The 23,102-nt window shown below is 70.6% G+C and carries 22 protein-coding genes and 1 rRNA gene; 11 read left to right on the top strand and 12 right to left on the bottom strand.

What is annotated here, in order from left to right; genetic code table 11:
- Nucleotides 1-5: 5 nt before the first annotated feature.
- The 5 genes from rrf to OU415_RS15665 all read left to right on the top strand — a co-directional run bounded on the left by rrf (nucleotide 6) and on the right by OU415_RS15665 (nucleotide 5,711).
- Nucleotides 6-122: ribosomal RNA gene (gene rrf, locus OU415_RS15685) — 5S ribosomal RNA — on the top strand.
- A gap of 140 nt (nucleotides 123-262) precedes the next feature.
- Nucleotides 263-1,015: a type 1 glutamine amidotransferase gene (locus OU415_RS15680; protein WP_270949500.1), complete on the top strand. Its 753-nt coding sequence runs from the start codon at nucleotides 263-265 to the stop codon at nucleotides 1,013-1,015.
- Between the two features lie 52 nt (nucleotides 1,016-1,067).
- A complete protein-coding gene (locus OU415_RS15675; RefSeq protein ID WP_270949499.1) occupies nucleotides 1,068-4,106 on the top strand; it encodes a bifunctional [glutamine synthetase] adenylyltransferase/[glutamine synthetase]-adenylyl-L-tyrosine phosphorylase in 3,039 nt (1,012 codons plus the stop codon).
- 19 nt (nucleotides 4,107-4,125) lie between these two features.
- Complete coding sequence (locus OU415_RS15670; RefSeq protein WP_270949498.1) at nucleotides 4,126-4,638, top strand: GNAT family N-acetyltransferase; 513 nt, start codon at nucleotides 4,126-4,128, stop codon at nucleotides 4,636-4,638.
- A 212-nt stretch (nucleotides 4,639-4,850) separates the two neighbouring features.
- The gene (locus OU415_RS15665; RefSeq protein WP_270949497.1) at nucleotides 4,851-5,711 is read left to right on the top strand and encodes an SMP-30/gluconolactonase/LRE family protein; all 861 of its coding nucleotides are present in this window, start codon (nucleotides 4,851-4,853) and stop codon (nucleotides 5,709-5,711) included.
- 45 nt (nucleotides 5,712-5,756) lie between these two features.
- Here OU415_RS15665 and OU415_RS15660 read toward each other — a convergent pair whose 3' ends face one another.
- Nucleotides 5,757-6,617, bottom strand: a complete 861-nt coding sequence (locus OU415_RS15660; RefSeq protein ID WP_270949496.1) for a helix-turn-helix transcriptional regulator — start codon at nucleotides 6,615-6,617, stop codon at nucleotides 5,757-5,759.
- 99 nt (nucleotides 6,618-6,716) lie between these two features.
- Between OU415_RS15660 and OU415_RS15655 the strand changes: the two genes are divergently transcribed.
- A complete protein-coding gene (locus OU415_RS15655) occupies nucleotides 6,717-7,490 on the top strand; it encodes an NAD(P)H-dependent oxidoreductase (protein WP_270949495.1) in 774 nt (257 codons plus the stop codon).
- 60 nt (nucleotides 7,491-7,550) lie between these two features.
- Here OU415_RS15655 and glnA read toward each other — a convergent pair whose 3' ends face one another.
- Nucleotides 7,551-8,975, bottom strand: a complete 1,425-nt coding sequence (gene glnA / locus OU415_RS15650) for a type I glutamate--ammonia ligase (RefSeq protein ID WP_270949494.1) — start codon at nucleotides 8,973-8,975, stop codon at nucleotides 7,551-7,553.
- 209 nt (nucleotides 8,976-9,184) lie between these two features.
- Between glnA and OU415_RS15645 the strand changes: the two genes are divergently transcribed.
- Nucleotides 9,185-9,652: an RDD family protein gene (locus tag OU415_RS15645; RefSeq protein WP_270949493.1), complete on the top strand. Its 468-nt coding sequence runs from the start codon at nucleotides 9,185-9,187 to the stop codon at nucleotides 9,650-9,652.
- Nucleotides 9,653-9,727: 75 nt separating this feature from the next.
- On the opposite strand, the gene OU415_RS15640 is transcribed toward OU415_RS15645, so the two are convergent.
- From OU415_RS15640 to OU415_RS15630, 3 genes are all read right to left on the bottom strand, one after another.
- Nucleotides 9,728-10,456: a DUF4191 domain-containing protein gene (locus OU415_RS15640; RefSeq protein WP_270949492.1), complete on the bottom strand. Its 729-nt coding sequence runs from the start codon at nucleotides 10,454-10,456 to the stop codon at nucleotides 9,728-9,730.
- Between the two features lie 201 nt (nucleotides 10,457-10,657).
- Nucleotides 10,658-11,659 carry a lipoyl synthase gene (gene lipA / locus OU415_RS15635; RefSeq protein ID WP_270949491.1) on the bottom strand — a complete coding sequence of 334 codons (1,002 nt, stop codon included), beginning with the start codon at nucleotides 11,657-11,659 and terminating at the stop codon, nucleotides 10,658-10,660.
- 84 nt (nucleotides 11,660-11,743) lie between these two features.
- Complete coding sequence (locus OU415_RS15630) at nucleotides 11,744-12,667, bottom strand: oxidoreductase (protein WP_270949490.1); 924 nt, start codon at nucleotides 12,665-12,667, stop codon at nucleotides 11,744-11,746.
- A gap of 94 nt (nucleotides 12,668-12,761) precedes the next feature.
- Here OU415_RS15630 and OU415_RS15625 point away from each other — a divergent pair, with 94 nt between their 5' ends.
- Complete coding sequence (locus tag OU415_RS15625; protein ID WP_270949489.1) at nucleotides 12,762-13,586, top strand: hypothetical protein; 825 nt, start codon at nucleotides 12,762-12,764, stop codon at nucleotides 13,584-13,586.
- A 7-nt stretch (nucleotides 13,587-13,593) separates the two neighbouring features.
- Here the strand turns inward: OU415_RS15625 and OU415_RS15620 are convergent, their stop codons facing one another.
- Complete coding sequence (locus OU415_RS15620) at nucleotides 13,594-14,067, bottom strand: hypothetical protein (protein ID WP_270949488.1); 474 nt, start codon at nucleotides 14,065-14,067, stop codon at nucleotides 13,594-13,596.
- 118 nt (nucleotides 14,068-14,185) lie between these two features.
- On the opposite strand from OU415_RS15620, the gene OU415_RS15615 reads away from it, so the two are divergent.
- Nucleotides 14,186-14,785 carry a TetR/AcrR family transcriptional regulator gene (locus tag OU415_RS15615; RefSeq protein ID WP_270949487.1) on the top strand — a complete coding sequence of 200 codons (600 nt, stop codon included), beginning with the start codon at nucleotides 14,186-14,188 and terminating at the stop codon, nucleotides 14,783-14,785.
- Between the two features lie 38 nt (nucleotides 14,786-14,823).
- The gene (locus tag OU415_RS15610; RefSeq protein WP_270949486.1) at nucleotides 14,824-15,768 is read left to right on the top strand and encodes an LLM class F420-dependent oxidoreductase; all 945 of its coding nucleotides are present in this window, start codon (nucleotides 14,824-14,826) and stop codon (nucleotides 15,766-15,768) included.
- A 48-nt stretch (nucleotides 15,769-15,816) separates the two neighbouring features.
- Here the strand turns inward: OU415_RS15610 and OU415_RS15605 are convergent, their stop codons facing one another.
- The 6 genes from OU415_RS15605 to lpdA form a co-directional block, all read right to left on the bottom strand.
- Nucleotides 15,817-16,284 carry an ArsR/SmtB family transcription factor gene (locus tag OU415_RS15605; protein ID WP_270949485.1) on the bottom strand — a complete coding sequence of 156 codons (468 nt, stop codon included), beginning with the start codon at nucleotides 16,282-16,284 and terminating at the stop codon, nucleotides 15,817-15,819.
- A gap of 14 nt (nucleotides 16,285-16,298) precedes the next feature.
- Nucleotides 16,299-17,399: a serine hydrolase gene (locus OU415_RS15600; protein ID WP_270949484.1), complete on the bottom strand. Its 1,101-nt coding sequence runs from the start codon at nucleotides 17,397-17,399 to the stop codon at nucleotides 16,299-16,301.
- 59 nt (nucleotides 17,400-17,458) lie between these two features.
- Nucleotides 17,459-18,205, bottom strand: a complete 747-nt coding sequence (lipB, locus tag OU415_RS15595; protein ID WP_270949483.1) for a lipoyl(octanoyl) transferase LipB — start codon at nucleotides 18,203-18,205, stop codon at nucleotides 17,459-17,461.
- A 69-nt stretch (nucleotides 18,206-18,274) separates the two neighbouring features.
- Nucleotides 18,275-19,159 (bottom strand): TIGR01777 family oxidoreductase, encoded by an 885-nt coding sequence (locus OU415_RS15590; protein WP_270949482.1) that lies wholly within the window; start codon nucleotides 19,157-19,159, stop codon nucleotides 18,275-18,277.
- 101 nt (nucleotides 19,160-19,260) lie between these two features.
- Nucleotides 19,261-20,976 (bottom strand): 2-oxoglutarate dehydrogenase, E2 component, dihydrolipoamide succinyltransferase, encoded by a 1,716-nt coding sequence (gene sucB, locus OU415_RS15585; protein ID WP_270949481.1) that lies wholly within the window; start codon nucleotides 20,974-20,976, stop codon nucleotides 19,261-19,263.
- A 54-nt stretch (nucleotides 20,977-21,030) separates the two neighbouring features.
- Nucleotides 21,031-22,401 carry a dihydrolipoyl dehydrogenase gene (gene lpdA, locus OU415_RS15580; protein ID WP_270949480.1) on the bottom strand — a complete coding sequence of 457 codons (1,371 nt, stop codon included), beginning with the start codon at nucleotides 22,399-22,401 and terminating at the stop codon, nucleotides 21,031-21,033.
- A gap of 241 nt (nucleotides 22,402-22,642) precedes the next feature.
- Here lpdA and OU415_RS15575 point away from each other — a divergent pair, with 241 nt between their 5' ends.
- Nucleotides 22,643-22,990 (top strand): oxidoreductase, encoded by a 348-nt coding sequence (locus OU415_RS15575; protein WP_270949479.1) that lies wholly within the window; start codon nucleotides 22,643-22,645, stop codon nucleotides 22,988-22,990.
- The last annotated feature ends 112 nt before the right edge of the window (nucleotides 22,991-23,102 follow it).

Genomic DNA, 23,102 nt, shown 5'->3' with positions numbered 1-23,102 from the left:
GGGTTGTCGGTGGCGATGGCGGGGAGGGTCCGCCCGGTCCCATTCCGAACCCGGTAGCTAAGCTCCCCAGCGCTGATGGTACTGCACTCGACAGGGTGTGGGAGAGTAAGACACCGCCGACACACTATGTGAGAAGGGGGCTTCCCGGACTTCGGTTCGGGAAGCCCCCTTTTTTTTTGCGTTCCCGGGTATGGCACCTGCTGCACTGGAGATCGGCCGGTGAGTGGTGGGTCTTCTGGGGTCGGGGTCGTACTCTGGCGGCATGGGTGGTGTGCGGATTCTCATCGTTCAGCCGTCGAAGTCGGATCCTCCGGGGCCGTTGGGCGAGTGGCTGGCGGTAGCCGGCGCTGAGGTGGACGTCGTCCTACCGGCCGAGCAGTCGTTGCCCGCGGACTTCAGCGAGCACCAGGGGTTGGTGGTGCTCGGTGGGGAGATGGGCGTCTACGACGACGCGACGCATCCGTGGCTGGCCGAGGTTCGGGCATTGCTGAGCAAGGCGGTGAGCGAGCGGGTGCCGACTCTGGCGGTGTGCCTCGGGGCCCAGTTGCTGGCTGCGGCTACCGGGGGACAGGTGCGGCCGGCCCGCAACGGCCCGGAGGCCGGGACGTTGCTGATCGCGAAGCGGGACGTTGCTGCGGAGGATCCGCTGTTCGGGCCGGTTCCGCTGACCCCCGATGTTCTGCAGTCCCACTCCGACGAGGTGGCGGTGCTGCCGCCGTCGGCGCAGCTGCTGGCTTCCTCGCCCAAGTGCGACAACCAGTTGTTCCGGGTCGGGGATTGCGCCTACGGGATGCAGTTCCACATCGAGACGACGACCGATCTGGTGCTGGAGTGGGCGGAGCTGTCGCCGGAGATCGCTGCCGCGATTCGGCCGGGGCAGTTGGAGCGGGCGCACCTCGACGCGTTCCACGTGGACATGGCCGAAACCTGGCGGCCGGTGGCGGAGCGGTTCGTGCGGTTCGTGGGGACCCCGCCGGAGGACCGGAAGGCCAGCAGATTCCTGCCGCTGGCGTGATCGTCATCAGGTCGGGTCCACACCGGGCCGGTCCGCGGACTACGGTCGGGTAATGGCCAACAGCAACTCGTCGCGCTCGGGTTCGGTGCCGTCTCCCGCTCGTTACGGGTTCACCGACGCGTCACGTGCTGAGGCCCAGCTGAGACGTGCCGGCTGGTGGTCGGATCGCGGTCCTGGTGAGGCCGAGCCGATCCTGATCGCGCTGTCCCGGACCCCGGACCCCGATCTGGCGCTGCACTCACTGGACCGCTTCCGGGACGCCGCGGACGAGAGTTGGGCCGAGCTCGCACGCGAATTGGCCGACGATGCGGGTTTGCGCGCGCGGTTGTTCGGCGTGCTCGGCGCCTCCACAGCTCTTGCCGATCACCTCGTTGCTGATCCGGAGGACTGGCGGCGGCTGCGCACTGACGCTGCTCCGGCGAGCACGCTCGAGGAGCGGACGGCTGTGCTCCTGGAGGCCGTGGGCGCTGAGGGGAGCGGCGCCCCCGGGACACCGGGTGGTCCCGTTGCGGCGGTGCACGGGCCCGAAGCGGTCATGGCGCTGCGCCGGGCTTACCGGGGGCTGCTGATGGACGTCGCCGGGCAGGACGTGGCCCGCGTCGTCGATCCGGCGTTGCCGAGCATGCCGTACGAGGACGTCGCCGCGACGTTGTCCGAACTCGCGGTCGCTGCCCTGCGTGCGGCGCTGTCGGTCGCGGTGGCGGAGTTGCGGCACTCCGGTGTGGACGAGGTGCCGCGGCTCGCGGTGATCGCGATGGGAAAGTGCGGCGGGCGCGAGCTGAACTACGTCAGCGATGTGGACGTGGTGTTCGTCGCGGACCGCGAGGACGAGATTCCGACCGCGATCCGGTTGGCCAGCCTGATGATGCGGGTGGCCGGTCCCGCGTTCTTCGAAGTCGATGCGGCGTTGCGCCCGGAGGGCAAGGCCGGGGCGTTGGTGCGGACGCTCGACGGGCACCTCAGCTACTACCGCCGGTGGGCGCGGACCTGGGAGTTCCAGGCGCTGCTCAAGGCCCGTCCGGTGGCCGGTGACGCTGAGCTCGGTGCGAGTTATCTCGCGGCGGTGCAGCCGCTGGTGTGGACCGCTGCGGAGCGCGAGGGGTTCGTGGTGGACGTGCGCTCGATGCGGCGCCGCGTCGAGAACCACGTTCCGTCCGAGCTGTCCGAGCGGGAGTTGAAGCTCGGCCGCGGTGGGCTGCGCGATGTGGAGTTCGCCGTTCAGCTGCTGCAGATGGTGCACGGCCGCAGCGACGACTCGCTCCGCATGACGTCCACCATGGACGCTCTTCGAGCCTTGGGCGAGGGCGGGTACGTGGCCCGCACCGATGCGGCGGACCTGGTGGATTCCTACCGGTTCCTGCGGACCGTCGAGCACCGGTTGCAGCTGCGGCAGTTGCGGCGGACGCACCTGTTCCCGGAGTTCGACGATGCCGAGTCCCTGGGGGTGCTGGCCCGGGCCGTCGGATTGCGCTCCAGCGGTCGGAACACGGCGGCGCAGGCGCTGGTGGCGGAGTTCCGGCGGCACAGCAACAGGGTTCGGCGGCTGCACGAGAAGCTGTTCTACCGCCCGCTGCTGGAGGCGGTCGCGAAGGTGCCCACGGCGGCGCTGCGGCTGACCACCTCGGCAGCGGTGGAGCGGCTGGCCGCGCTCGGGTACACCTCGCCGGAGGGCGCGCTGCGCCACATAGGAGCGTTGACCTCGGGGGTGTCCAGGCGGGCCAGCATCCAGGGCACGTTGCTGCCGATGCTGTTGGACCTGCTGGCGAACACCCCGGATCCGGACGGCGGACTGCTGGCGTACCGCAAGGTGTCCGAGGCGTTGGCCGAAACCCCTTGGTACCTGCGGCTGTTGCGGGACGAAGGGGTGGTGGCCGAGCGGCTGGCGCAGCTGCTGGGCACCTCGAAGCTGGTTCCGGAGCTGTTGGTGCGGGCGCCGGAGGTGCTGCGCTTGCTGTCGGACACGCCGGCGCTGGCGGAACGGGATCCGATGGAGGCGTCGGTTTCGCTGCGCAGCACCGTGGCGCGCTACTCGGAGCCGGCGCGGGCTGCTGCTGCGGCTCGTTCGCTGCGGCGGCACGAACTCCTGCGCATCGCCTGCGGTGACCTGCTCGGACTGGTGGAGCCGACCACGGTGTTCCGGGCGCTGTCGAACATCTGGGCCGCGGTGCTGGAGTCGGCGCTGGACGTGTCGATCCGGGACACCGCCAAGGAGATCGGTGAAGCCCCGGCCCGGATCGCGGTGATCGGGATGGGCCGCCTGGGCGGCGCTGAACTCGGCTACGGCTCCGATGCCGATGTGATGTTCGTGTGCGAGCCGGTGGAGGGGGCGGACGAGACGACGGCGGTGCGGTTCGCGACCACCGTGGTCGAGCAGGTGCGCCGGTTGCTGGGCGCGCCGAGCCAGGATCCGCCGCTGGAGGTCGACATCGACCTCCGGCCGGAAGGGCGCCAGGGCGCTCTCGTGCGCACGCTGGACTCCTACCTCTCCTACTACCGGCGCTGGGGCGAGGTGTGGGAATCGCAGGCGTTGCTGCGGGCGCAGCACGTCGCCGGCGATCAGGACCTAAGTGAGCGGTTCTGCCGGGCCATCGACCCGATCCGGTATCCGGAGGGCGGGTTGGACGATGCCCGGGCCCGGGAGATCCGCCGGATCAAGGCGCGGGTGGATTCCGAGCGGCTGCCCCGGGGTGCGGATCCGGCCACGCACACCAAGCTCGGCCGCGGTGGTCTGGCCGATGTGGAGTGGACGTTGCAGCTGCTGCAGTTGCAGCACGCGCACGAGCACCCGGCGCTGCGCACGACTTCGACGTTGGACGGTTTGCGGGCCGCGACCGAGGCCGGTCTGCTGGAGGCCAGCGATGCCGATGAGCTGGCGGAGGCGTGGACGCTCGCGATGCGGGTGCGCAACGCGGTGATGCTGGTGCGCGGCAAACCGGGGGACCAGCTGCCCAAGCAGACGCGGGAGCTGAACGCGGTGGCCGCCGCGCTGGGGTATCCGGCGGACGTGGACACCGGGGAGGTCGTCGACGACTACCTCCGCGTCACCCGGCACGCGCGAGCCGTCGTGGAGCGGGTGTTCTACGAATCGTGAGCGCCCTAGGGTGGCGATCATGATCGATCTGCGCACGGCGGGGGAAGCCGACCATCCGCGAATCGTGGCGGCCATCCAGCGGTGGTGGACTGATTCGCGCAGCCCGGAAGCCGCCCGCGAACTGTCGTTGCTGGTGCCACGGCTGTTCCTGCAGCACTTCGGCGGCACCAGCTTCGTCGCGGAGCGGGACGGCCGGATGGCGGGTTTCCTGATCGGTTTCGCCTCCGCTGATCGCGCGGCCGAGGCCTACGTGCACTTCGTCGGGGTCGATCCGGAGCTGCGCCGGTCCGGGCTGGCGCGCCGGCTGTACGGCGAGTTCTTCGCCGCCGCGGCGCGTGCCGGGCGGACCCGGGTGCACTGCATCACCTCGCCGGCCAACACCGGTTCGATCGCTTTCCACCGGAGCATGGGTTTCGAGCTGATCGCCGGTGACGCCGAGATCGGCGGAATTCCGGTGCACCGCGATTACGACGGACCAGGGCACGACCGGGTTTGCTTCGCGCGGCACATCGATCCGGATGAATTCCGCTGAGTCGTCCAGCGGTCGGCAATTCGGCTGGGCGCAGGTGGCGGTGTGGTCCGGACGACGCAATGCCGTTCAGCGTTCGGTCCGCATCGCGGCTCCACGGCTGCTGAGCTGCGCGAAGAGGGGTTTCGCGAACCCGGTCGGCGGTCCCGGACTCGCCGAATTCGCCAGTACCCTGCGCGAGGAGAAGGCGTGGGCGGCGAACAAGGGGACTGCCGATGTCCGAGGACTTCGAGGTGCTCGTCGACAGGCAGGCGTTGTGCGGGGCGAGCCCGCTGTGGATGCCCGCGCTCAATTGCGTGCACTGGGTGGATCTGCTGCGCCGGGAATTGCACACGTACCACCGGGATTCCGGTGGGGACGACGTCCGGGTGCTGCCGGGTCCGGTGACGGCGTTGGGGGCCACCCGGCACGGTCAGCTGATCGCTGCCGCGGGTAGCGGGTTCGCGCGGGTGCACCTCGGGCGTTCGGCGTTGGAGCCGGTGGTCCAGGTGCGCAACGGCGATCGGATGGGGGCGGGTGCCTGCGATCCGGCCGGGCGGTTCGTGGCGGGAACCCAGACGCACGCGCGGGAGCTGCAGGCCAGCGGGCTGTACGTGCTCGACGGGGACCGGGCGCGGTTGCTGGTCGACGGGGTGACGGCGGCGGGCGGGGTGGCCTGGAGCCCGAGCGGCCACCGGATGTACTTGGTCGATGCGCGCAGCATCTGGGTCTACGACTACGACCCGGAGCGCGCGCTGGCGGTGTCCGGGCGGCAGTGGGTGGTGTGCGGCGAGCCGGAAGGGGAGCCGGAGGGGATCGCGGTCGACGCGGAGGGCTGCGTGTGGGTCGCGATGCACTGGAGCGGGCGGATCCACCGCTATGCGCCCAGCGGGGACCTCGAGACCGTTCTGTGGGCGCCGACGCGGCGGATCACCAGCCTGGCCTTCGGGGGTTCGCGGTTGGAGGAGATGTACCTGACCTCGGCGTGCTACGGCTACGACGAGCTCGCGCTGCTCGACGACCCCTACGCCGGTGCGCTGATGCGCTTCAAGCCCGGCGTGCTCGGCGCAGCTCTGCCGCCCTGGCAGGGGATTTGATCCGGCTGTTAATAGCCGATCTTGCGATCGGCTGCTACCGGTTGATCATTTCGCGGTGACCGCGGCGAGCCTGGCCAGTGCGTCCTGGTCGCCGTCCACCGAGCCGAACACGTGCACCACGAGTCCGATCTCGCCGGGGCCGGCGGGCACGTGCAGCGTTTCGTAGTCCAGCAGCAGCAGGCCGGCTTCCGGGTGGCGCAGCTGCTTCTGGCCCTTCGCGCACATCACGACTTCGCCGGTGGCCCAGATCCGCTGGAAGTCGGTGCTGCGGTCGGACAGCTCACCGATCAGCGCGGCGAGTTCCGCGTCGTCGGGGTAGCGCCCCGTCGACGCCCGCAGCAGCCCCGCCGATTCTGCTGCCCGTTCTTCCCAGTCGGGGAAGACGGCCCGAGAAGCCGGGTCGAGGAACAGGTACCGGGCTTGGTTCAGATCCCGGCGGGCCGGGGCTGCCAGACCACCGGCCAGTTCGGCGCCCAGCGCGTTCCACGCCACCACGTCCAGGCGGTGGTTCGTGGCGAAAGCCGGGAAGCGGGTCAACCCGTCCAGGATCTGCTGGAGCAGCGGACTGACCTCCCCGCTCGGCGCGGACTTGCGCCGCACGTCGGCGAGCGTGACGAGGTGCCGCCGTTCCGCGGCATCGAGGCGCAGCGCCCCGGCGAGTGCGTCGAGGACCTCGGGGGACGGCTGGACGGCCCGGCCCTGCTCCAGCCGCACGTAGTAGTCCACGCTGATCCCGGCGAGCTGGGCGAGTTCTTCGCGGCGCAGCCCGCGCACCCGTCGGCGACCACCGCCGGTGAGCCCGACCTGCTCCGGTGCGACGCGTTCCCGGCGGGCGCGCAGGAATCCGCCCAGCGCTCGCCGGACGTCGCCGATCTCGTTGTCCTGGATCCGCTCCGCAGTGCCCATGCGATCAAGTATTGGGTAGCACCGGCAGTACCAGGAACGCCGGTCCACCGGTTCGACCGGGTTCTGGTTGTCCTGGCACGAGTGGACGAATGTTCAGGCATGACCGAAGTACTGCCGCAGAAGATCCTCATCGTCACCGCCCACCCCGAGCCCCGTTCGCTGAACTCCTCCCTGAGCGCCTTCGCAGCCGAGGAGCTGCGCGCGGCGGGTCACGAGGTGCAGATGTCCGACCTCTACGCGATGAAGTGGAAGGCGGCGGTCGACGCCGACGACTTCCCGGAGCTCGCACCGGACCGCCGGCTGAACGTGCTGTTCGACTCGGGGGAGGCCACCCTGGCCGGGACGCTGTCCGCGGACGTCGCGGCGGAGCAGGAGAAGCTGCGGTGGGCGGACGCGGTGATCCTGCAGTTCCCGCTGTGGTGGTTCTCGGTGCCCGCGATCCTGAAGGGCTGGATCGACCGGGTGTTCACGTTCCAGTTCGCCCACGGCCCGGACCTCCCGCCCTACAGCGAGGGCGCGCTGGCCGGTCGCCGGGCGCTGATCTCGGTGACGATCGGTGCGCGGGAGTCGGCGTTCGCGGAGCGCGGCATCCACGGGCGGTTGGCCGATGTCCTCCACCCGATCCAGCACGGCCTGTTCTGGTTCACCGGCATGGCGCCGCTGGAACCGTTCGCGGTGCACGACTCGGTCGTGCTGTCGGACGACCGGTTCGCGGAGGTGCAGGAGGAGTACCGGCAGCGGCTGGACCGGCTGTTCACCGACCAGCCGATCCCGTTCCGGACGCTCGACGGCGGTGACTACGGCGAGGACATGCGGCTGCTGCCGGGCGTCGAGGCGCCGGGGACGAGCGGGCTGGACATCCACGTCCGCTGACGCGGAAAGACGAGCGGGGCGAGGACCGAAGTCCCCGCCCCGCTCGTCCGGTTCAGCGCATCACACGTCGAAGTACAGCGAGAACTCGTGCGGGTGCGGGCGGAGGCGGATCGGGTCGATCTCGTCCTCGCGCTTGAGCCGGATCCAGGTCTCGATCAGGTCCGGGGTGAACACGCCGCCCTCGAGCAGGAAGTCGTGGTCGGCTTCCAGGTTGTCGATGGCCGTGGCCAGGTTGTCCGGCACGGTCGGCACGTTCTTGGCCTCTTCCGGCGGCAGCTCGTAGAGGTCCTTGTCGATCGGCTCGGCCGGCTCGATCTTGTTCTTGATGCCGTCCAGACCGGCCATCATCATCGCGGCGAACGCCAGGTACGGGTTGCCGGACGGGTCCGGGCAGCGGAACTCGACGCGCTTGGCCTTCGGGTTCGCACCGGTGATCGGGATGCGCATGCACGCCGAGCGGTTGCGCTGCGAGTACACCAGGTTCACCGGGGCCTCGTAGCCCGGCACCAGGCGGTGGTAGGAGTTCACCGTCGGGTTGGTGAAGGCCAGCAGGCTCGGCGCGTGGTGCAGGATGCCGCCGATGTAGTAGCGCGCCATGTCCGACAGGCCGGCGTAACCGGACTCGTCGTAGAACAGCGGGCTGCCGTCCTTCCACAGCGACATGTGGCTGTGCATGCCGGAGCCGTTGTCGCCGAACAGCGGCTTGGGCATGAAGGTGACGGTCCGGCCGTCCTCCCAAGCGGTGTTCTTGATGACGTACTTGAACAGCTGCAAGTCGTCGGCCGCGTGCAGCAGCGTGTTGAACTTGTAGTTGATCTCGGTCTGGCCGCCGGTGCCGACCTCGTGGTGCGCCCGCTCGATGGTGAAACCGGACTCGGTCAGCTGGGTGCACATCTTGTCGCGCAGGTCGGCGAAGTGGTCGTAGGGCGAGACCGGGAAGTAGCCGCCCTTCATCCGCGTCTTGTAACCGCGGTTGCCGCCCTCCTCGTCGCGGCCGGTGTTCCACCAGCCCTCGACCGAGTCGACCTCGGCGTAGGTCTTGTTCGGGCCTTCCTCGAACTTGACCGAGTCGAAGATGTAGAACTCGGCCTCGGCACCGAAGAACGCGGTGTCGGCGACGCCGGACTCGGCCAGGTACTGCTCGGCCTTGCGCGCGATGTTGCGCGGGTCGCGGCTGTAGGGCTCCAACGTGAACGGGTCGTGCACGAAGAAGTTCAGGATCAGCGTCTTCTCGGCCCGGAACGGGTCGATGCGCGCGGTGTAGGGGTCGGGCAGCAGCAGCATGTCCGATTCGTGGATCGACTGGAAGCCACGCACGGACGAGCCGTCGAAGGCCAGCCCCTCGGTGAACGCGTCCTGGTCGAACGCAGCGGCGGGCACGGTGAAGTGCTGCATGACGCCCGGCAGGTCGCAGAACCGGACATCGACGAACTTCACGTCCTCGTCGGAGATGAAGCGCAGGACCTCGTCAGGATTCTTGAACAAGCTCGGTGGCTCCTTCAGCACTCGATACAGCTCACCGACCACTTCCGCCGCCGGCTCGGTACTCACCGTATGTCCTGGGTGTTGCTCCGTCGTCACCCGAATGTTTCGCCGGCGTTAACTGAGCCCCGATCGGGTGATGGGGGTTGCGCGCGGGGGTGCGGAGCGGTGCTCCGACGGTAGCAGCGGCCGCGGCACGTACCCTGGATGACGTGCGAAGAGTCGGATCCTGGCTGGACCGCCCGAAGGGCGCGTTGAACCACGTGCGCGAGCAGGCGAACGAATCCCGGCCGAAGTGGCGCGGCGAGAAGATGGGGCTTCCCGAGAGCGGGCCGGGCTCGGCGGCGCCGGTGGGCCGGCGGCTGGGGGCGTTCCTCATCGACATCGTGCTGGCCGCGCTGGTCGCCGCGTTGTTCACCATGCCGGACTACCCGGAGAACTGGAGCCTGGTGGCGTGGGTGGTCATCACCGTCGTCCCGGTGTCGTTCTTCGGCGCCACGCCGGGCATGGCCGTGCTGCGGATCTGGGTCGCGCGGGTCGACGGCACGGTCATGGTGGGGCCGTGGCGGGCGGCGCTGCGCTGCGTCCTGACCGGCCTGATCATCCCGGCCGTCATGTGGAACTTCGACGGTCGTTCCTGGCACGACCGGCTCAGCGGAACCATCGTCCTGCGCCGGTGACGAAGCTTCGGCGGTAGACGTGAAAAAGCGGGCTCGGGGTGCTTTCCCCGAGCCCGCTTCGCGTTCCTGGCGGAATTACCGCGCGCGGCGCATCGCGCGCTGCATGTTGCGCATCTTGGCGCCCTGCGGCACCGGGCCCTTCGGCAGCGCGTTGCCGCGGTTGGCCAGCGCTGCGAGCCGGTTCTCGATCGAGTCGATCTGAGCCGGGCCGATGTTGCGGGGCAGCTTGGTGATCCGCTGCTGCAACTTCGACAGCGGGACCTGGTTCTCCTCGTTGCCGACGACGATCTCGTAGATCGGGGTGTCGCCGACGAGCCGGGCGACGCGCTTCTTCTCCTGCGCCATCAGCGACTTCACCCGGTGCGGGGCGCCTTCGCCCACGAGCACGATGCCGGGGCGGCCGATCAGCCGGTGCACGGCGTCGAGCTGGGCGGTGCCCGACACGGCCTGGGTCAGCACCCAGCGGCCGCGCAGGTTGTCCAGCGCCCACCCGGCAGCGCCGGGCTGACCGTCAGCCTTGCGGTACACGCTCGACTGCACGCGGCGGCCGAAGAGGATCACCGCGCCGAGCACGCCGAAGGCCAGGCCCACCGGGAGGAACGCCCAGTGCAGGCCCCAGATCATGCCCAGCAGGAAGACCACTGCGGTCACGCCGAGGAACACCCCGAGCATCAGCGGGAGGAGGAGCTTGTCCTCCCGGCGCTGCATCTTGAACACCTCGAGGATCTGCTTGAAGCGTCCTCGAGTTGCCTTGCGCCGTTCTTTGGCCGCCGCTTTCTTGGCGGCCTTGTCCTCCGTGGCCATGCATTTCAGGATACGGCGCGCGCTGGACCAGGTGCAGGTGCGGTCCCCATGCGTGACCGAGCCGTGAGGTCCAGGCCCCGATCGTTTTGCCTGCTAGACGCACGTGAGCACTTCGGGGTGCTCTGGCGCCCCGAAGTGCTCACGTGTCATGACCAGCGGAAACGATCCCCGGGCCGATGGATGTGCGGTTGTGGGAACTGCTCAGCGGGACAGCAGGCTGGTGGCCTCCTGCGCGGCCGTCCCCTCCTTGGCCAGGTGCGCCAGGTTCTCCGGGAGCGGCATGCCGCGGTGCACGGTCGCCTTGGCGAACAGCCGGCCGGCGCGGTAGCTGGAGCGCACCAGCGGCCCGGCCATCACACCGGGGAAGCCGATCTCCTCGGCCGCCTTGGTGTGCTCGACGAACTCCTCCGGCTTGACCCACCGGTCCACCGGGTGGTGGCGCGGGCTGGGCCGCAGGTACTGGGTGATGGTGATGATGTCGCAGCCCGCGTCGTGCAGGTCCTGCAGCGCCGGGCGCACCTCGTCCGGGGTTTCGCCCATGCCCAGGATCAGGTTGGACTTGGTGACCAGGCCCGCGTCGCGCGCCTCGGAGATCACCTTCAGCGACCGCTCGTAGCGGAATCCGGGGCGGATCCGGCGGAACACGCTGGGCACGGTCTCCAGGTTGTGCGCCAGCACCTCCGGCCGGGAGCCGAAGACCTCGGCCAGCTGGTCGGGGTCGGCGTTGAAGTCCGGGATCAGCAGCTCCACGCCGGTGCCCGGGTTGAGCGCGTGGATCTGGCGGACCGTCTCCGCGTACAGCCAGGCACCGCCGTCGGGCAGGTCATCGCGGGCGACGCCGGTGACCGTCGAGTAGCGCAGGCCCATCGCCTGCACCGATTCGGCGACCTTGCGGGGCTCCTCGACGTCCAGCGCGGCCGGCTTCCCGGTGTCGATCTGGCAGAAGTCGCAGCGGCGGGTGCACTGGTCCCCACCGATGAGGAACGTCGCCTCGCGGTCCTCCCAGCACTCGAAGATGTTGGGGCAGCCCGCCTCCTCGCAGACGGTGTGCAGTCCTTCGCGGCGGACCAGACCCTTGAGCTCCTGGTACTCGGGTCCCATCCGCGCGCGGGTCTTGATCCACGACGGCTTCTTCTCGATCGGGGTCTGGCTGTTGCGGGCCTCCAACCGCAGCAGCTTGCGACCCTCCGGCGCCACAGTCACGCGCCCCAGGCTACGCCCTCGGGGCGCGCCGTGGTCATCTCGCATCTCGTTCCACCAGGCGAAAGAAACCGCTGGTGAGCTGGGTCACCAACTCGGCGCGACGCCGGTGTGCTCGGCGGTGGCCTCCCACAGCCGCTGGGCGGTGCGGACGTCCCGCGCGGCCTTGCTCACCCGTGCCCGGGACGGGTGGCCGCGGACCTCGCCGATGCCGCCGGGGCCGAAGTAGTCGCCGCCGCGGACGCCCGGCGCGGTCGCGGCGAAGAGCTGCGGCAGCGCGCCGTGCTCGGCGGGCTGGGTGACCAGGCGGGTGCCCAGGTGGACGACGTTGTGCACCGGTGCGGGCAGCGAGTGCAGGCGGGACGTGTTGCGGGTCAGCTCGGTCATCGCCATGCCCGGGTGGGCGGCGACGCTGATCAGGTCGTGCTGCGCGCGCTTGGCCGCGCGGTCGAGTTCCAGCGCGAACAGCAGGTTGGCGAGCTTGGACTGGCTGTAGGCGCGCACCGGGTGGTAGCGGCGGCGGGTGAAGTTCAGGTCGTCGACGTCCAGCCCGCCGCCGTGGTGGGCCAGGCTGGAGACCGTCACCACGCGCGCGCCCGGGCGCATTGCCGGGAGGAGCAGCCAGGTCAGCGCGGCGTGGCCGAGGTGGTTGGTGCCGATCTGCAGCTCGAAGCCGTCCTCGGTGGTGCGGCGCGGGGTGGCCATCACCCCGGCGTTGTTCATGAGGACGTCCAGGCCGTCGGTGCGCTCGCGGATCTCGGCGGCGGCGTCGCGGACCGACGAGAGGTCGGCGAGGTTCAGCTCGACGAGTTCTGGTGCCGTGGTGGCGGTCCGGGCGATCTCCTGCTGGGCTGCGCGTCCCTTCTCGGCGTTGCGGCAGGCGATGAGGACGCGGGCGCCGCGTTCGGCCAGGGCTTGCGCGCTGCGGCGGCCCAGGCCGGAGTTCGCGCCGGTGATCAGCGCGGTTCGGCCGGTCTGGTCGGGGATGTCGGCTGCGGTCCACCTCGTCATGCCCGAAACCTACTCTCGGTAGGTTCGGTGTACCAGGGGTCGCCGGTGATCGATGCGGGAATACTGACCGGTCGTGTCTGCAACATCTTGGACGGTGCGCATCCGATGGGCGCCGTGGTCCCGCGTGATGCGCCTGCGCGTGATGGGTGATCGTTGGCCGAGGCTGAGCGAAGGCCCGATCTCGGTAGCGCTGCGGTTGGCCTGGCTCGTGCCGTTCACCCTGGTGCTGCTCGGCTGCTGGCTGGAACTGCTGGTCATCTTCGCGTTGATGCCGCTGGTCCTGGTCGTGCGAGCCGCCAACCGGGGATGGCGGTTGGAGATCAGCGCCCGCGGGTGCCGCGCCGGGGTGGTCCGCGTGGGGACCCTCGCCACGGCGCGGCGGATGCGTAGTGCGTTGCGCGAGCACCTCGGCAGCAACAGCGGGCTCGACGGAGCGGAGGCGCTGCTGGCGGGGGAGCACGCGAAGTTCACGCCGGTCGAGATCAAGGCGCAGCGCTGGCGGCTGGTGGAGAAGAAGCTGAGCCCCTACGGGCGGCGGCGCTGGTTCTTGTGGCGGCGCAAGACGTCGTTCGAGTACGCGCTGGACAGCCTGCCCAGCGGGCTCGGTGACGATCCGATCTCGGCGATCATCGCGATCCCGTTCCTGCTCCTGTTCGCGGTCCTGTTCTGCGCTGCGGCGGCGGAGCTCGCGGTGCAGATCGCGCTGATGCCGTTCGTAGTCGTGCTCCGGCTGTGCCACGTGCTGCCGTGGCCGGTGGAGCTGGTCCGGCCGAACGCGGCGGTCGAGCCCTCGGCGCTGATCCGCGGCATGGCCGCGTCGGTGCGCGAGCGGCGAGCCCTGACCGCCGCCCACGCGCTCCGCATGCCGGTGCCGACCCTCCGGCAGGAGCCGACCGCCCCGGCGTTCCAGCGTTCGTGACTGCGGGTCAGCGCAGGGACAGCAGGCAGGACTTGCGGGATTCGGTCGGGGTGGCTCGGATCAGCTGGAGGAAGGCCTTGCCGACGCGGGCGATCTCCGCGTCCGGCTCGGCGGGTTCGGCCAGGCCGGTGGCCAGGGCGAGCATGCGGTGCTCGCGGGCCGCGTCGTGGCGCAGGACCGGGTTCGCCTGGTGCCGGTCGAGCAGGTCGCGGAGCGCCGGGTTCGCCTCGGCGGTGCGGCGCCAGGCCTCGGTGACCGCCTGGATGCGGTCGCCGTCCGCGGCGTCGTCGGTTTCGGCGAGCGCGACGTCGATCCGGCCGGTCAGCTGCTGGGTCCACTTGTACTGCAGGGCGCGCAGCAGCTCGGTGGTGTCGGTGAAGGGCGCGGGCACTAGGTCGAGTGCCTGGTCCGGGTTCTGGCGAGCGTTGCCGAGAACCGTCGCGATCGCGCTCTGCCGCTGGTGGAAGTCGTTCCAACTCATGGTCGCTCTCCGGGATCGGACCCGGGTGGATACCCCGGGTGTGCGGCATACCGAGAGTATGTTGGTACACCGAGGGTAGCACGGCTGCGTACCGTCGGTATGACATAGGGTTGTGAGCATGGCGACAGCTCGACCTCGACGTTTGGAGTACTCGGAGTCCACCCGACAGGCGCTGGTGGACTCCGCCGTCGAGCTGTTCACCGAGCACGGCTACGCGGGCACTTCGCTGGAGGAGATAGCCAGGCTGGCCCGGGTCACCAAGGGCGCGCTCTACCACCACTTCGGCGGCAAGCAGGCGTTGTTCGAGGCGGCTTTCGACGCGGTCGAGACCAGCGTCGTCTCGCGCCTGGGCGGAGTGCTGTCCGATGCCGGGGACCAGTGGGAGGCCACCCGCTCCGGGCTCAGCGCCTTCCTGGAGGTCTGCCTGGAACCGTCCTACCAGCGCATCGTCGTGCAGGACGGGCCCGCCGTGATGGGCTGGGAGCGCTGGCGCGCCGCCGAGGAGTCCTACACCTTCGGGGTGGTGCGCGCGGCTGTCGCCGGGCTGATCGAGTCGGGGGAGATCGATCCGCTGCCGATCGATGCGCTGGCCCGCGTGGTGTTCGGCTCGCTGTCGGCGGGCGCCACCGCCATAGCGGCCTCCAGCACGCCGAAGGAGGCCCGCGCGGACATCGGGGCCTGCATCGAGCGAGTCCTGCAGGGCCTGCGCACCCGTTGACGAGGTGGCGCCAGGTCGGCGCCACTAGCCTCGAGATCGTGACTGAGAACTTCAAGCTGCGGATCTTCACCGAGCCCCAGCAGGGCGCGACGTACGACGACCTGCTGCGGGTCGCCAAGCACGCGGAAGCGACCGGCTACGACGCGTTCTTCCGCTCCGACCACTACCTCAAGATGGGGCCGGTGACCGGCGAACCCGGCCCGACCGACGCCTGGGTGACGCTGGCCGGACTTGCCCGCGAGACCAGCCGGCTGCGGCTGGGCACGCTGATGACCGCCGGCACCTTCCGGCTGCCCGGCCCGCTGGCGATCGCCGTGGCGCAGGTCGACCAGATGTCCGGCGGGCGCATCGAGCTCGGCCTCGGCAGCGGTTGGTACGAGGAGGAGCACACCGCCTACGGAATCCCGTTCCCGCCGCTCAAGGAGCGCTTCGACCGCTACGCCGAGCAGCTGGAGATCATCACCGGGCTGTGGAGCACCCCTGCCGGTGAGCACTTCCACTTCGACGGCAAGCACTACCAGCTGGCCGAATCTCCCGCGCTGCCCAAGCCGGTGCAGCAGCCGCGGCCGCCGGTGCTGATCGGCGGCATGGGCAAGAAGCGCACTCCGGCGCTGGCCGCGCGCTTCGCCGACGAGTTCAACCTGCCGTTCGCCGACGTCGACACAGCTGCCGCGCAGTTCGAGCGGGTCGGCGAGGCGTGCGAGGAGATTGGCCGCGACGCCGGCGAGATCGTGCGCTCGGCCGCGCTGGTGCTGTGCGTGGGCAAGGACGAGGCGCAGATCGCCCGCCGGGCCGAGGCCATCGGCCGCGAGGTCGAGGAGCTGCGGCTCAACGGCCTGGCCGGCACCCCGGCGGAGGCGGTCGACAAGATCGGTGCCTGGCGCGAGCGCACCGGCATCACCCGCCTGTACCTGCAGGTGCTGGACCTCTCCGACCTGGACCACCTCGACCTGGTCGCCAGCGAGATCGCGCCGCAGCTCTGAGCGGCGAGCGGGAACGGCCTGCCCTCGCGGCAGGCCGTTCTCCGTCGGTCAGGTGCGGAGCTGGCCTGCGATGTCGGAGGCAGCGGTGAGCAGGATCAGGGCGGGGATCGTCGCCTGGGGGCGGAGGCGGTAGGTGCCCCGCTTGTCCTGCTCGACCAGGCCGCAGCCGGTCAGGCTCTTGAGGTGGTGGTAGAGCTGGCCGGTCGAGCTCAGGCCTGCCGCTTCTTGCAGGGCAGCGGTGTGCTGGGCGCCTGACTGCGCGAGTAGCCGCACGATCGCGGCGCGGGCCGGGTGGCCGAGAGCGGCGAGCACCTCGGTGCGCGGGCCGTCGGCCATGTCGAGGACCCAGGCCGGATCGGCGTTGATGCGCCACTCCAGCTCGACCGGTTCGACCAGGCTGCCCTGGTACTGCACGATCGAACCGCTGGGCTCGACGGGTTCGGTGCGCTGCGCGCCTTCCAGGGCTGCGACGCGCTGTTCGAGCGCCTCGAGCCGCTGCTGCAAGTCCTCCGCCACCGGATGAGCTTCCCTCAGCCCTCCAGCGCTCGCGCAAGCCGGTCCCGCCATTCCGGCTGCTGCATCGCCAGCAGCAGCGGCAGGCCGGGATCGCCGCTGCCGACCTGGTCCGGCGAGATGTCGCCGTGCGCGAGCAGCGCGCCGGACGCGATGGTCCCGTCCGCGCGGCGGACGGTGAGCCCGCAGGTCAGGACGCCGGGCAGGCTGCCGCCCTTCATGCCGATCCCGACGACTCCCGGCGGCAGGTGAGCGCTGAGCGGTGCTTCGAGGTGAGTGCGCGCTACCGCCGCGGCTTCGCTCGGGGAGCCGGCGATGGCGCGGTGCAGCGAAGCGAGTTGCGCTGCCGTCGCCGACATCGTCCGGTCGGCCCAGGTGGTCTGCTGCTGGTACGGGGGAAGGCCGTCCTGCATGAGCTCGTCCAGCACGTGCTTCCGCAGGTCGGGGTCGGTGCTGAAGCGGCGCTCCAGCTGATAGCCCCAGGCTCGGCGGGCCGGGACGGGCAGCTGGGCGGGCGGGGCGAACTCCGGCAGCAGGAACAGGTACTCCGCGCACATCGAGCGGATGTCGGGTCGCGGCCAGCCGCCCGCAGCCGCCGCCTCGTGCAGTGCGGCCTCGCCGAGGCGGGAGCGGATGAAGTCCGGGGCCGCGGAGTCGCTGAAGGTGATCATCGCCGAGACCAGGTCGTCGAGCGCTACCCGGTGTTCGGGGTCCGCCGCGTACAAGCCCGTCGAGTCGGTGGGGATGTTCAGGTGCTTGAGGGCGTTCGCGTGCGCGAGGCCGTCGGTCGGCAGGTAGAAGCTCTCCCAGTCGCCGACGCGGATCTGCTCCGCGGGATCCAGGCGGCCTTCGGTGACGGCCGTGGCGTAGGCGGCGAGGTGGACGACCTTGATCGCCGAGGCGAGCGGTTGCGCGGCGTGCGGGCGGTGCAGCAGCCGGTTTCCGCGGCCGTCGTCGAGGACCAGGCCGAGCTGGTCGCGGTGCGCGCTGATCCAGGTCAGCCAGCCCTCCGGGGTCGCCAGGTCGGGCGCGGGTTCGGCCAGTGCGCTGGGCGCGACGAACAGCAGCGGTGTCGCCGCTGCGGTGGCGGCGAGCAGGCGACGGCGGGACAGCAGCATGGTCCACTCCTCTAGTAGTCCGTAATTCCGGAATACTAGAGGAGTGGAGTTTCAGTCGGTCAGCGCAGGCTCGGATCCAGCGAGAGCGTCACGCCGGCCGCGGCGGCCTCCGGGCGCGGGATGTCCCGCTCGGTGATCGGCAGGCGGCCGTCCAGCGCGTCCAGCACACCCTGCTGGACCAGGTCGAACGCCTCGGAGGTCGGCACGTCCCGGCCGAGCTCGGCGGACAGCGAGGTGGTGCCGGCGTCGCTGATCCCGCACGGCACGATCCGGTCGAACGAGCTCAGATCGGCGTTGCAGTTCAGCTCCAAGCCGTGCATCGTGATGCCGCGCTGCACCCGGATGCCGATCGCCGCGATCTTGCGCTCCGGCCGGCCGTCCCCAGCGGGCAGCCACACCCCGCTGCGGCCCTCGACCCGGCCCGCCTGCAGACCGAACTGGTCGCACACCCAGATCAGGCCCTGCTCGATCCGCCGCACGTAGTCGACGACGTCGATCGGGTCGGTCAGCTTCAGGATCGGGTAGCCGACGATCTGCCCCGGACCGTGCCAGGTGATCTTGCCGCCGCGGTCGACGTCGATCACCGGGGTGCCGTCGGTGGGGCGGTCCTCCGGCGAGGTCCGCTTGCCCGCGGTGTAGACCGACGGGTGCTCCAGCAGCAGCAGGGTGTCCGGGTTGCGCCCCTCGTCCCGGCCGCTCGCCAGCTCGCGCTGCACGTCCCAGGCTTCGAGGTAATCGATGGTTCCCAGGTGGCGCACTTCAACGGGGTCCGAAGAGGCGCGGCACGAAGAATTCGCACGACTCACGCGCGCCAGGCTACGCCTGCCGGAACCGGGCGTCACCCGAAGGTGTCGGTGCGCCGAAACCGCCCGGTGCTACCCGACAACAGCGGCCAGCGCCGCGTTGATCGACGGGTGCTGGAAGCTGAAACCGTGCGACTCCAGCACGGTCGGCACGGCGCGCTGCCCCTTCAGCGCCTCGCCCGCGAACTCGCCGAGCACGATGCGCAACGCGAAGGACGGCACGACCCACGGCGCGGGACGGCCGAGGGCTTCGGCGAACGCCTTGGTGAACTCCGCGTTGGTCACCGGTGCCGGCCCGGTGAGGTTGACCGGACCGGAGATGGCGGGGTTCTCCAGCACGAACTTGATCGCGGCCACCTCGTCGTCCAGCGAGATCCACGGCATGTACTGCGTGCCGTCGCCCAACCGGCCCCCGAGCATCAGCGAGAACACCGACCGCAGCGGTCCGAGCAGCCCGCCGGACGGGGAGAGCACCAGGCCGGTGCGCAGCAGCACCACCCGGACCCCGGCGTTCGCGGCAGGCTCGGTCGCCGCCTCCCAGCGCTTGCACATCTCGGCGAGGAAGTCGTCGCCCGGCGGGGCCGCCTCGGTCACCGGCTTCGGACCCGCGTCGCCGTAGTAGCCCACCGCCGAGCCGTTGGCCAGCACCGGAACCCCGGCCTCGGCCACCGCCTCGGCGAGCACCGCGGTCGGGCGGAGGCGGGAGCGGACCAGCAGCCGCTTGCGCTCCGGCGTCCACCGCTTGTCGCCGACGCCCGCGCCGCACAGGTTCACCACCGCGTCCGCGCCGTCCAGCGCATCGGCGTCCAGCTTCCCGGTCTCGGGGTCCCAGCCCCGCTCGTCCGGGGCGGTCGGCAGGCGCCGCACCAACCGGACGACCTCGTGATCAGCTGCCCGCAACCCGGCGACCAGGGAAGTGCCGATCAGGCCGGACGAACCGGCAACAACCACCCGCATACCGCGAATCGTCCCGCACTCCCAAGCCCGAAGCGAGCGGTTCGGGCAGAACGGCGAACGGCCGCCCACCAAGAGGTGAGCGGCCGTTCGCCTTGCGCGGTTCAGAGACCGAGGTCGGCCTCGAAGGCGCCCTCTTCCAGACGCTGCTTCAGCGTGGTCAGGAAGCGGGCGGCGTCCGCACCGTCCACCAGGCGGTGGTCGTAGGACAGCGCCAGGTAGACCATCGAGCGGATCGCGATGGTGTCGCCGCCGTTCTCGTCGGCGACCACGACCGGGCGCTTGACGACCGAGCCGGTGCCGAGCATGCCCACCTGCGGCGGGTTCAGGATCGGCGTGTCGAACAGCGCACCGCGGCTGCCGGTGTTGGTGATGGTGAAGGTGCCGCCGGACAGCTCGTCGGGCTTGATCTTGTTGTTGCGGGTCCGCGCCGCCAGGTCGGCGATCTTGCGGGCCAGCCCACCGAGGTTGAGGTCACCGGCGTCGTGGATCACCGGCGAGACCAGGCCGCGCTCGGTGTCCACCGCGACCGAGAGGTGCTCGGCGCCGTGGTAGGTGACTTCCTTGGTGTCGTCGTTGATCGAGGCGTTCAGCTTCGGGTGCAGCTTCAGCGCCTCGGCCGCCGCCTTCGCGAAGAACGGCAGGAACGACAGCTTGACGCCCTCGGCCGCCTCGAAGTTGGCCTTGGCGCGGTCGCGCAGCCGGGCGATGCGGGTCACGTCGACCTCGATCACCGTGGTCAGCTGCGCAGCGGTCTGCAGCGACTCCACCATGCGGCGGGCCAGCAGCTGCCGCAGGCGCGACATCTTCTGCGTGGTGCCGCGCAGCGCCTGGGCCTCCTCCGACGGCTCCACCAGCGAAGCGCTCGGCGCAGCAGCGGCCGGGGCGGCGGCGTGGGCCGGGGCGGACTTCTTGGCGTCGATGGCGGCCTGGACGTCCTGCTTGCGGATCCGTCCGCCGACACCGCTGCCCTTGATCGCGGACAGGTCGATGCCGTGCTCGTTGGCCAGCTTGCGCACCAGCGGCGTCACGTACGGCGCGGCGCCGGACGGCGCAGCCTCGGCGGGAGCCGGAGCGGCCGGGGCCGGGGCAGCGGGGGCCGGAGGCGCGGGCGGGGCGGCCGGAGCGGGGGCCGGAGCCGCGGGAGCGGCGGCCTGGGGCTCGGGGGCCGGCGGAGCCGGGGCAGCGGCGGGAGCCGCGGCGGCGGAGCCGATGACGGCGAGCTTGGCGCCGACCTCGATGGTGTCGTCCTCGTTCGCGGTGATCTCCAGCAGGGTGCCGGCCACCGGGGACGGGATCTCGGTGTCGACCTTGTCGGTGGAGACCTCGAGCAGCGGCTCGTCGACCTCGACGGTCTCGCCGACCTGCTTGAGCCACCGGGTCACGGTGCCCTCGGCGACGCTCTCGCCGAGCGCGGGCATGGTCACGTCGGTGCCCTGCGCGCCACCGGCCGGAGCGGCCGGGGCGGCCGGAGCGGCCGGAGCGGCGGGGGCCGGGGCCGGGGCCGGCTCGGCCGGGGCGGCCGGAGCGGGCTGCTCGGCGGCCGGGGCGGCAGGCGCCGGAGCGGCGGCCGGGGCCTCGCCGGCGTCACCGATGACGGCGAGCTCGGCGCCGATCTCAACGGTGTCGTCCTCCTGGGCGACGATGCGCTGCAGCACGCCGGCGGCGGGGGACGGGATCTCGGTGTCGACCTTGTCGGTGGAGACCTCGAGCAGGGGTTCGTCGACCTCGACGGTCTCGCCCTCCTGCTTGAGCCACCGGGTGATCGTTCCTTCGCTGACGCTCTCGCCGAGTGCCGGCATCTGAACGGAGAAGGCCATCGGTTGCTGACTCCTCGTTGTGTGGCGGGGTGCTTGGCTGACTGGGGACCGACGTCAGCCGTGCACGTGCAGCGGCTTGCCGGCCAGGGCGAGGTGCGCCTCGCCCAGGGCTTCGGTCTGGGACGGGTGGGCGTGCACCAGCGGAGCGACGTCCTCCGGCAGCGCTTCCCAGTTGTAGATCAGCTGCGCCTCGCCGATGAGCTCACCGACTCGGTCGCCGACCAGGTGCAGGCCGACGACGGGGCCGTCGGTCGCGCGGACCAGCTTGACCGCGCCTTGCGTCTTGAGGATCTGGCTCTTGCCGTTGCCGGCCAGGTCGTAGGTGAAGGTCTCCACCGAGCCGTACTGCTCCTTGGCGGCGGCCTCGCTCAAGCCCACCGAGGCGACCTCGGGGTGGCAGTAGGTCACGCGCGGGATGCCGGACTCGTCGATCGGCTGCGGGTTGAGGCCCGCGATGTCCTCGGCGATGAAGATGCCCTGCTGGAAACCGCGGTGCGCCAGCTGCAGGCCGGGCACGATGTCGCCGACCGCGTAGACGCCCGGCAGGTTGGTGCGCAGGCGCTCGTCGGTGGGGACGAAGCCGCGCTCCATCTGCACGCCGGCGGCCTCGAAGCCGTGACCAGCGGTGTTCGGGCCGCGGCCGACGGCGACCAGCAGCAGGTCGGCGTCGTGGGTCTCGCCGTTCTCCAGGCTGACCGAGACACCGGAGTCGGTCTGGGTGGCGCCGGTGAACTTCACGCCGGTCTTGAACTTGATGCCGCGCTTGCGGAAGGCGCGCTCCAGGCGCTTGGAGATGAACTCGTCCTCGTTGGGCACCAGGTGCGGCAGGGCCTCGACGACGGTCACCTCGGCGCCGAACGAACGCCAGACGCTGGCGAACTCCACGCCGATCACGCCGCCGCCCAGCACCACGACCTTGTTCGGGATGTGGTCCAGGTTCAGCGCCTGCTCGCTGGCGATGACCCGCCCGCCGAGCTCAAGGCCGGGCAGCGTCTTGGAGTAGGAACCGGTGGCCAGCACCAGGTTCTTGCCGGTGTAGCGGGTGCCGTTCACCTCGACGGTCTTGGCGTCGACCAGCGTGCCCGCGCCCTCGACCATCGTCACCTTGTGCGCCTTGGCCAGGCCCTGCAGGCCCTTGTACAGGCCGGCGATGATGCCGTCCTTGTACTTGTTGACGCCGTCGATGTCGATGCCCTCGAAGGCGGTCTTCACCCCGAACTGGTCGGCCTCGCGGGCCGAGTCGGCGACCTCCGCCGCGTGGAGCAGCGCCTTGGTCGGGATGCAGCCTCGGTGCAGGCAGGTCCCACCGAGCTTGTCCTTTTCGACCAGGATGACGGACAGGCCTAGCTCGGCTGCGCGGAAGGCGCAGGCGTAGCCGCCCGAACCGCCACCGAGAATGACTAGATCGGCGGACGTGTCGGTCACTTCGCTCTCCTCGACAGGCTTCGTTGACTCGCTGACAGCACTTCACCGGACCGGATGGTCACGAGCACCTGCAAACCATCTTGTCACCACACGGAAGGCCTACGCGACGTGGGCCGGGTGATCTGCGCTGCATCGTCGGAGATCACAGTGGAGGGTGAAGGATTTTCACACCTGCCCCACTTCGCTGGTGGCACCATCGGTCGCAGGCTGTAGTCCCATCCTTGGCTGGAGGAGAGTTGCGGTGGGTCTCTTCGACCGGTTCCGCAGGCGGCGCGCCGGGAAGGTGCGCGGGGCGAACTCGGCCGATGCGGAGCACCTGATCCGCTGGACCGAGCAGCACCGGGGAGTGGAGGGCTACCTCGAGCCCCGCACCACGGTCACCGAGACGACTCTGATGCTCATCGCCCACGACGGCGAGTGGACCAGGCGCCGGGTGGACGGCCCGGCCGCGGCGCACCGGCTGACCCGCAAGCTCGGCATCCCGCTGTACGAAGTGGCCAAGATCGGCTACCCGCAGCGGATGCGCGACTACCAGGCCAGGCAGCGGATCATCCGCGACCGGAACCGCCGCGCCGCCGACGGCGGCTAATACGGTTTTCCGGGCTCTTTTCGGGTGGCGGTGCGGGTGGCGGAACCTCAGACGCCGCCTGGCTGCGGGATCCCGTTTTCATGTATGTCCACCACATCGCGCAGCCGATCAG

Origin of the sequence: Saccharopolyspora oryzae, assembly GCF_027853915.1 — a bacterium.
In the GTDB taxonomy this organism is placed as follows: domain Bacteria; phylum Actinomycetota; class Actinomycetes; order Mycobacteriales; family Pseudonocardiaceae; genus Saccharopolyspora; species Saccharopolyspora oryzae.
This window is presented reverse-complemented; position numbering and strand designations above follow the sequence as displayed.

What these genes read in the sequence shown, in the direction of transcription:
- OU415_RS15680 (WP_270949500.1), top strand. Translation starts at nt 263, where the DNA reads ATGGGTGGTGTGCGGATTCTCATCGTTCAGCCGTCGAAGTCGGATCCT.
- OU415_RS15600 (WP_270949484.1), bottom strand. Translation starts at nt 17,399, where the DNA reads ATGCTGCTGTCCCGCCGTCGCCTGCTCGCCGCCACCGCAGCGGCGACA.
- OU415_RS15655 (WP_270949495.1), top strand. Translation starts at nt 6,717, where the DNA reads ATGACCGAAGTACTGCCGCAGAAGATCCTCATCGTCACCGCCCACCCC.
- OU415_RS15675 (WP_270949499.1), top strand. Translation starts at nt 1,068, where the DNA reads ATGGCCAACAGCAACTCGTCGCGCTCGGGTTCGGTGCCGTCTCCCGCT.
- OU415_RS15615 (WP_270949487.1), top strand. Translation starts at nt 14,186, where the DNA reads ATGGCGACAGCTCGACCTCGACGTTTGGAGTACTCGGAGTCCACCCGA.
- sucB (WP_270949481.1), bottom strand. Translation starts at nt 20,976, where the DNA reads ATGGCCTTCTCCGTTCAGATGCCGGCACTCGGCGAGAGCGTCAGCGAA.
- OU415_RS15660 (WP_270949496.1), bottom strand. Translation starts at nt 6,617, where the DNA reads ATGGGCACTGCGGAGCGGATCCAGGACAACGAGATCGGCGACGTCCGG.
- OU415_RS15670 (WP_270949498.1), top strand. Translation starts at nt 4,126, where the DNA reads ATGATCGATCTGCGCACGGCGGGGGAAGCCGACCATCCGCGAATCGTG.
- OU415_RS15620 (WP_270949488.1), bottom strand. Translation starts at nt 14,067, where the DNA reads ATGAGTTGGAACGACTTCCACCAGCGGCAGAGCGCGATCGCGACGGTT.
- OU415_RS15590 (WP_270949482.1), bottom strand. Translation starts at nt 19,159, where the DNA reads ATGCGGGTGGTTGTTGCCGGTTCGTCCGGCCTGATCGGCACTTCCCTG.
- OU415_RS15630 (WP_270949490.1), bottom strand. Translation starts at nt 12,667, where the DNA reads ATGACGAGGTGGACCGCAGCCGACATCCCCGACCAGACCGGCCGAACC.
- OU415_RS15640 (WP_270949492.1), bottom strand. Translation starts at nt 10,456, where the DNA reads ATGGCCACGGAGGACAAGGCCGCCAAGAAAGCGGCGGCCAAAGAACGG.
- OU415_RS15665 (WP_270949497.1), top strand. Translation starts at nt 4,851, where the DNA reads ATGTCCGAGGACTTCGAGGTGCTCGTCGACAGGCAGGCGTTGTGCGGG.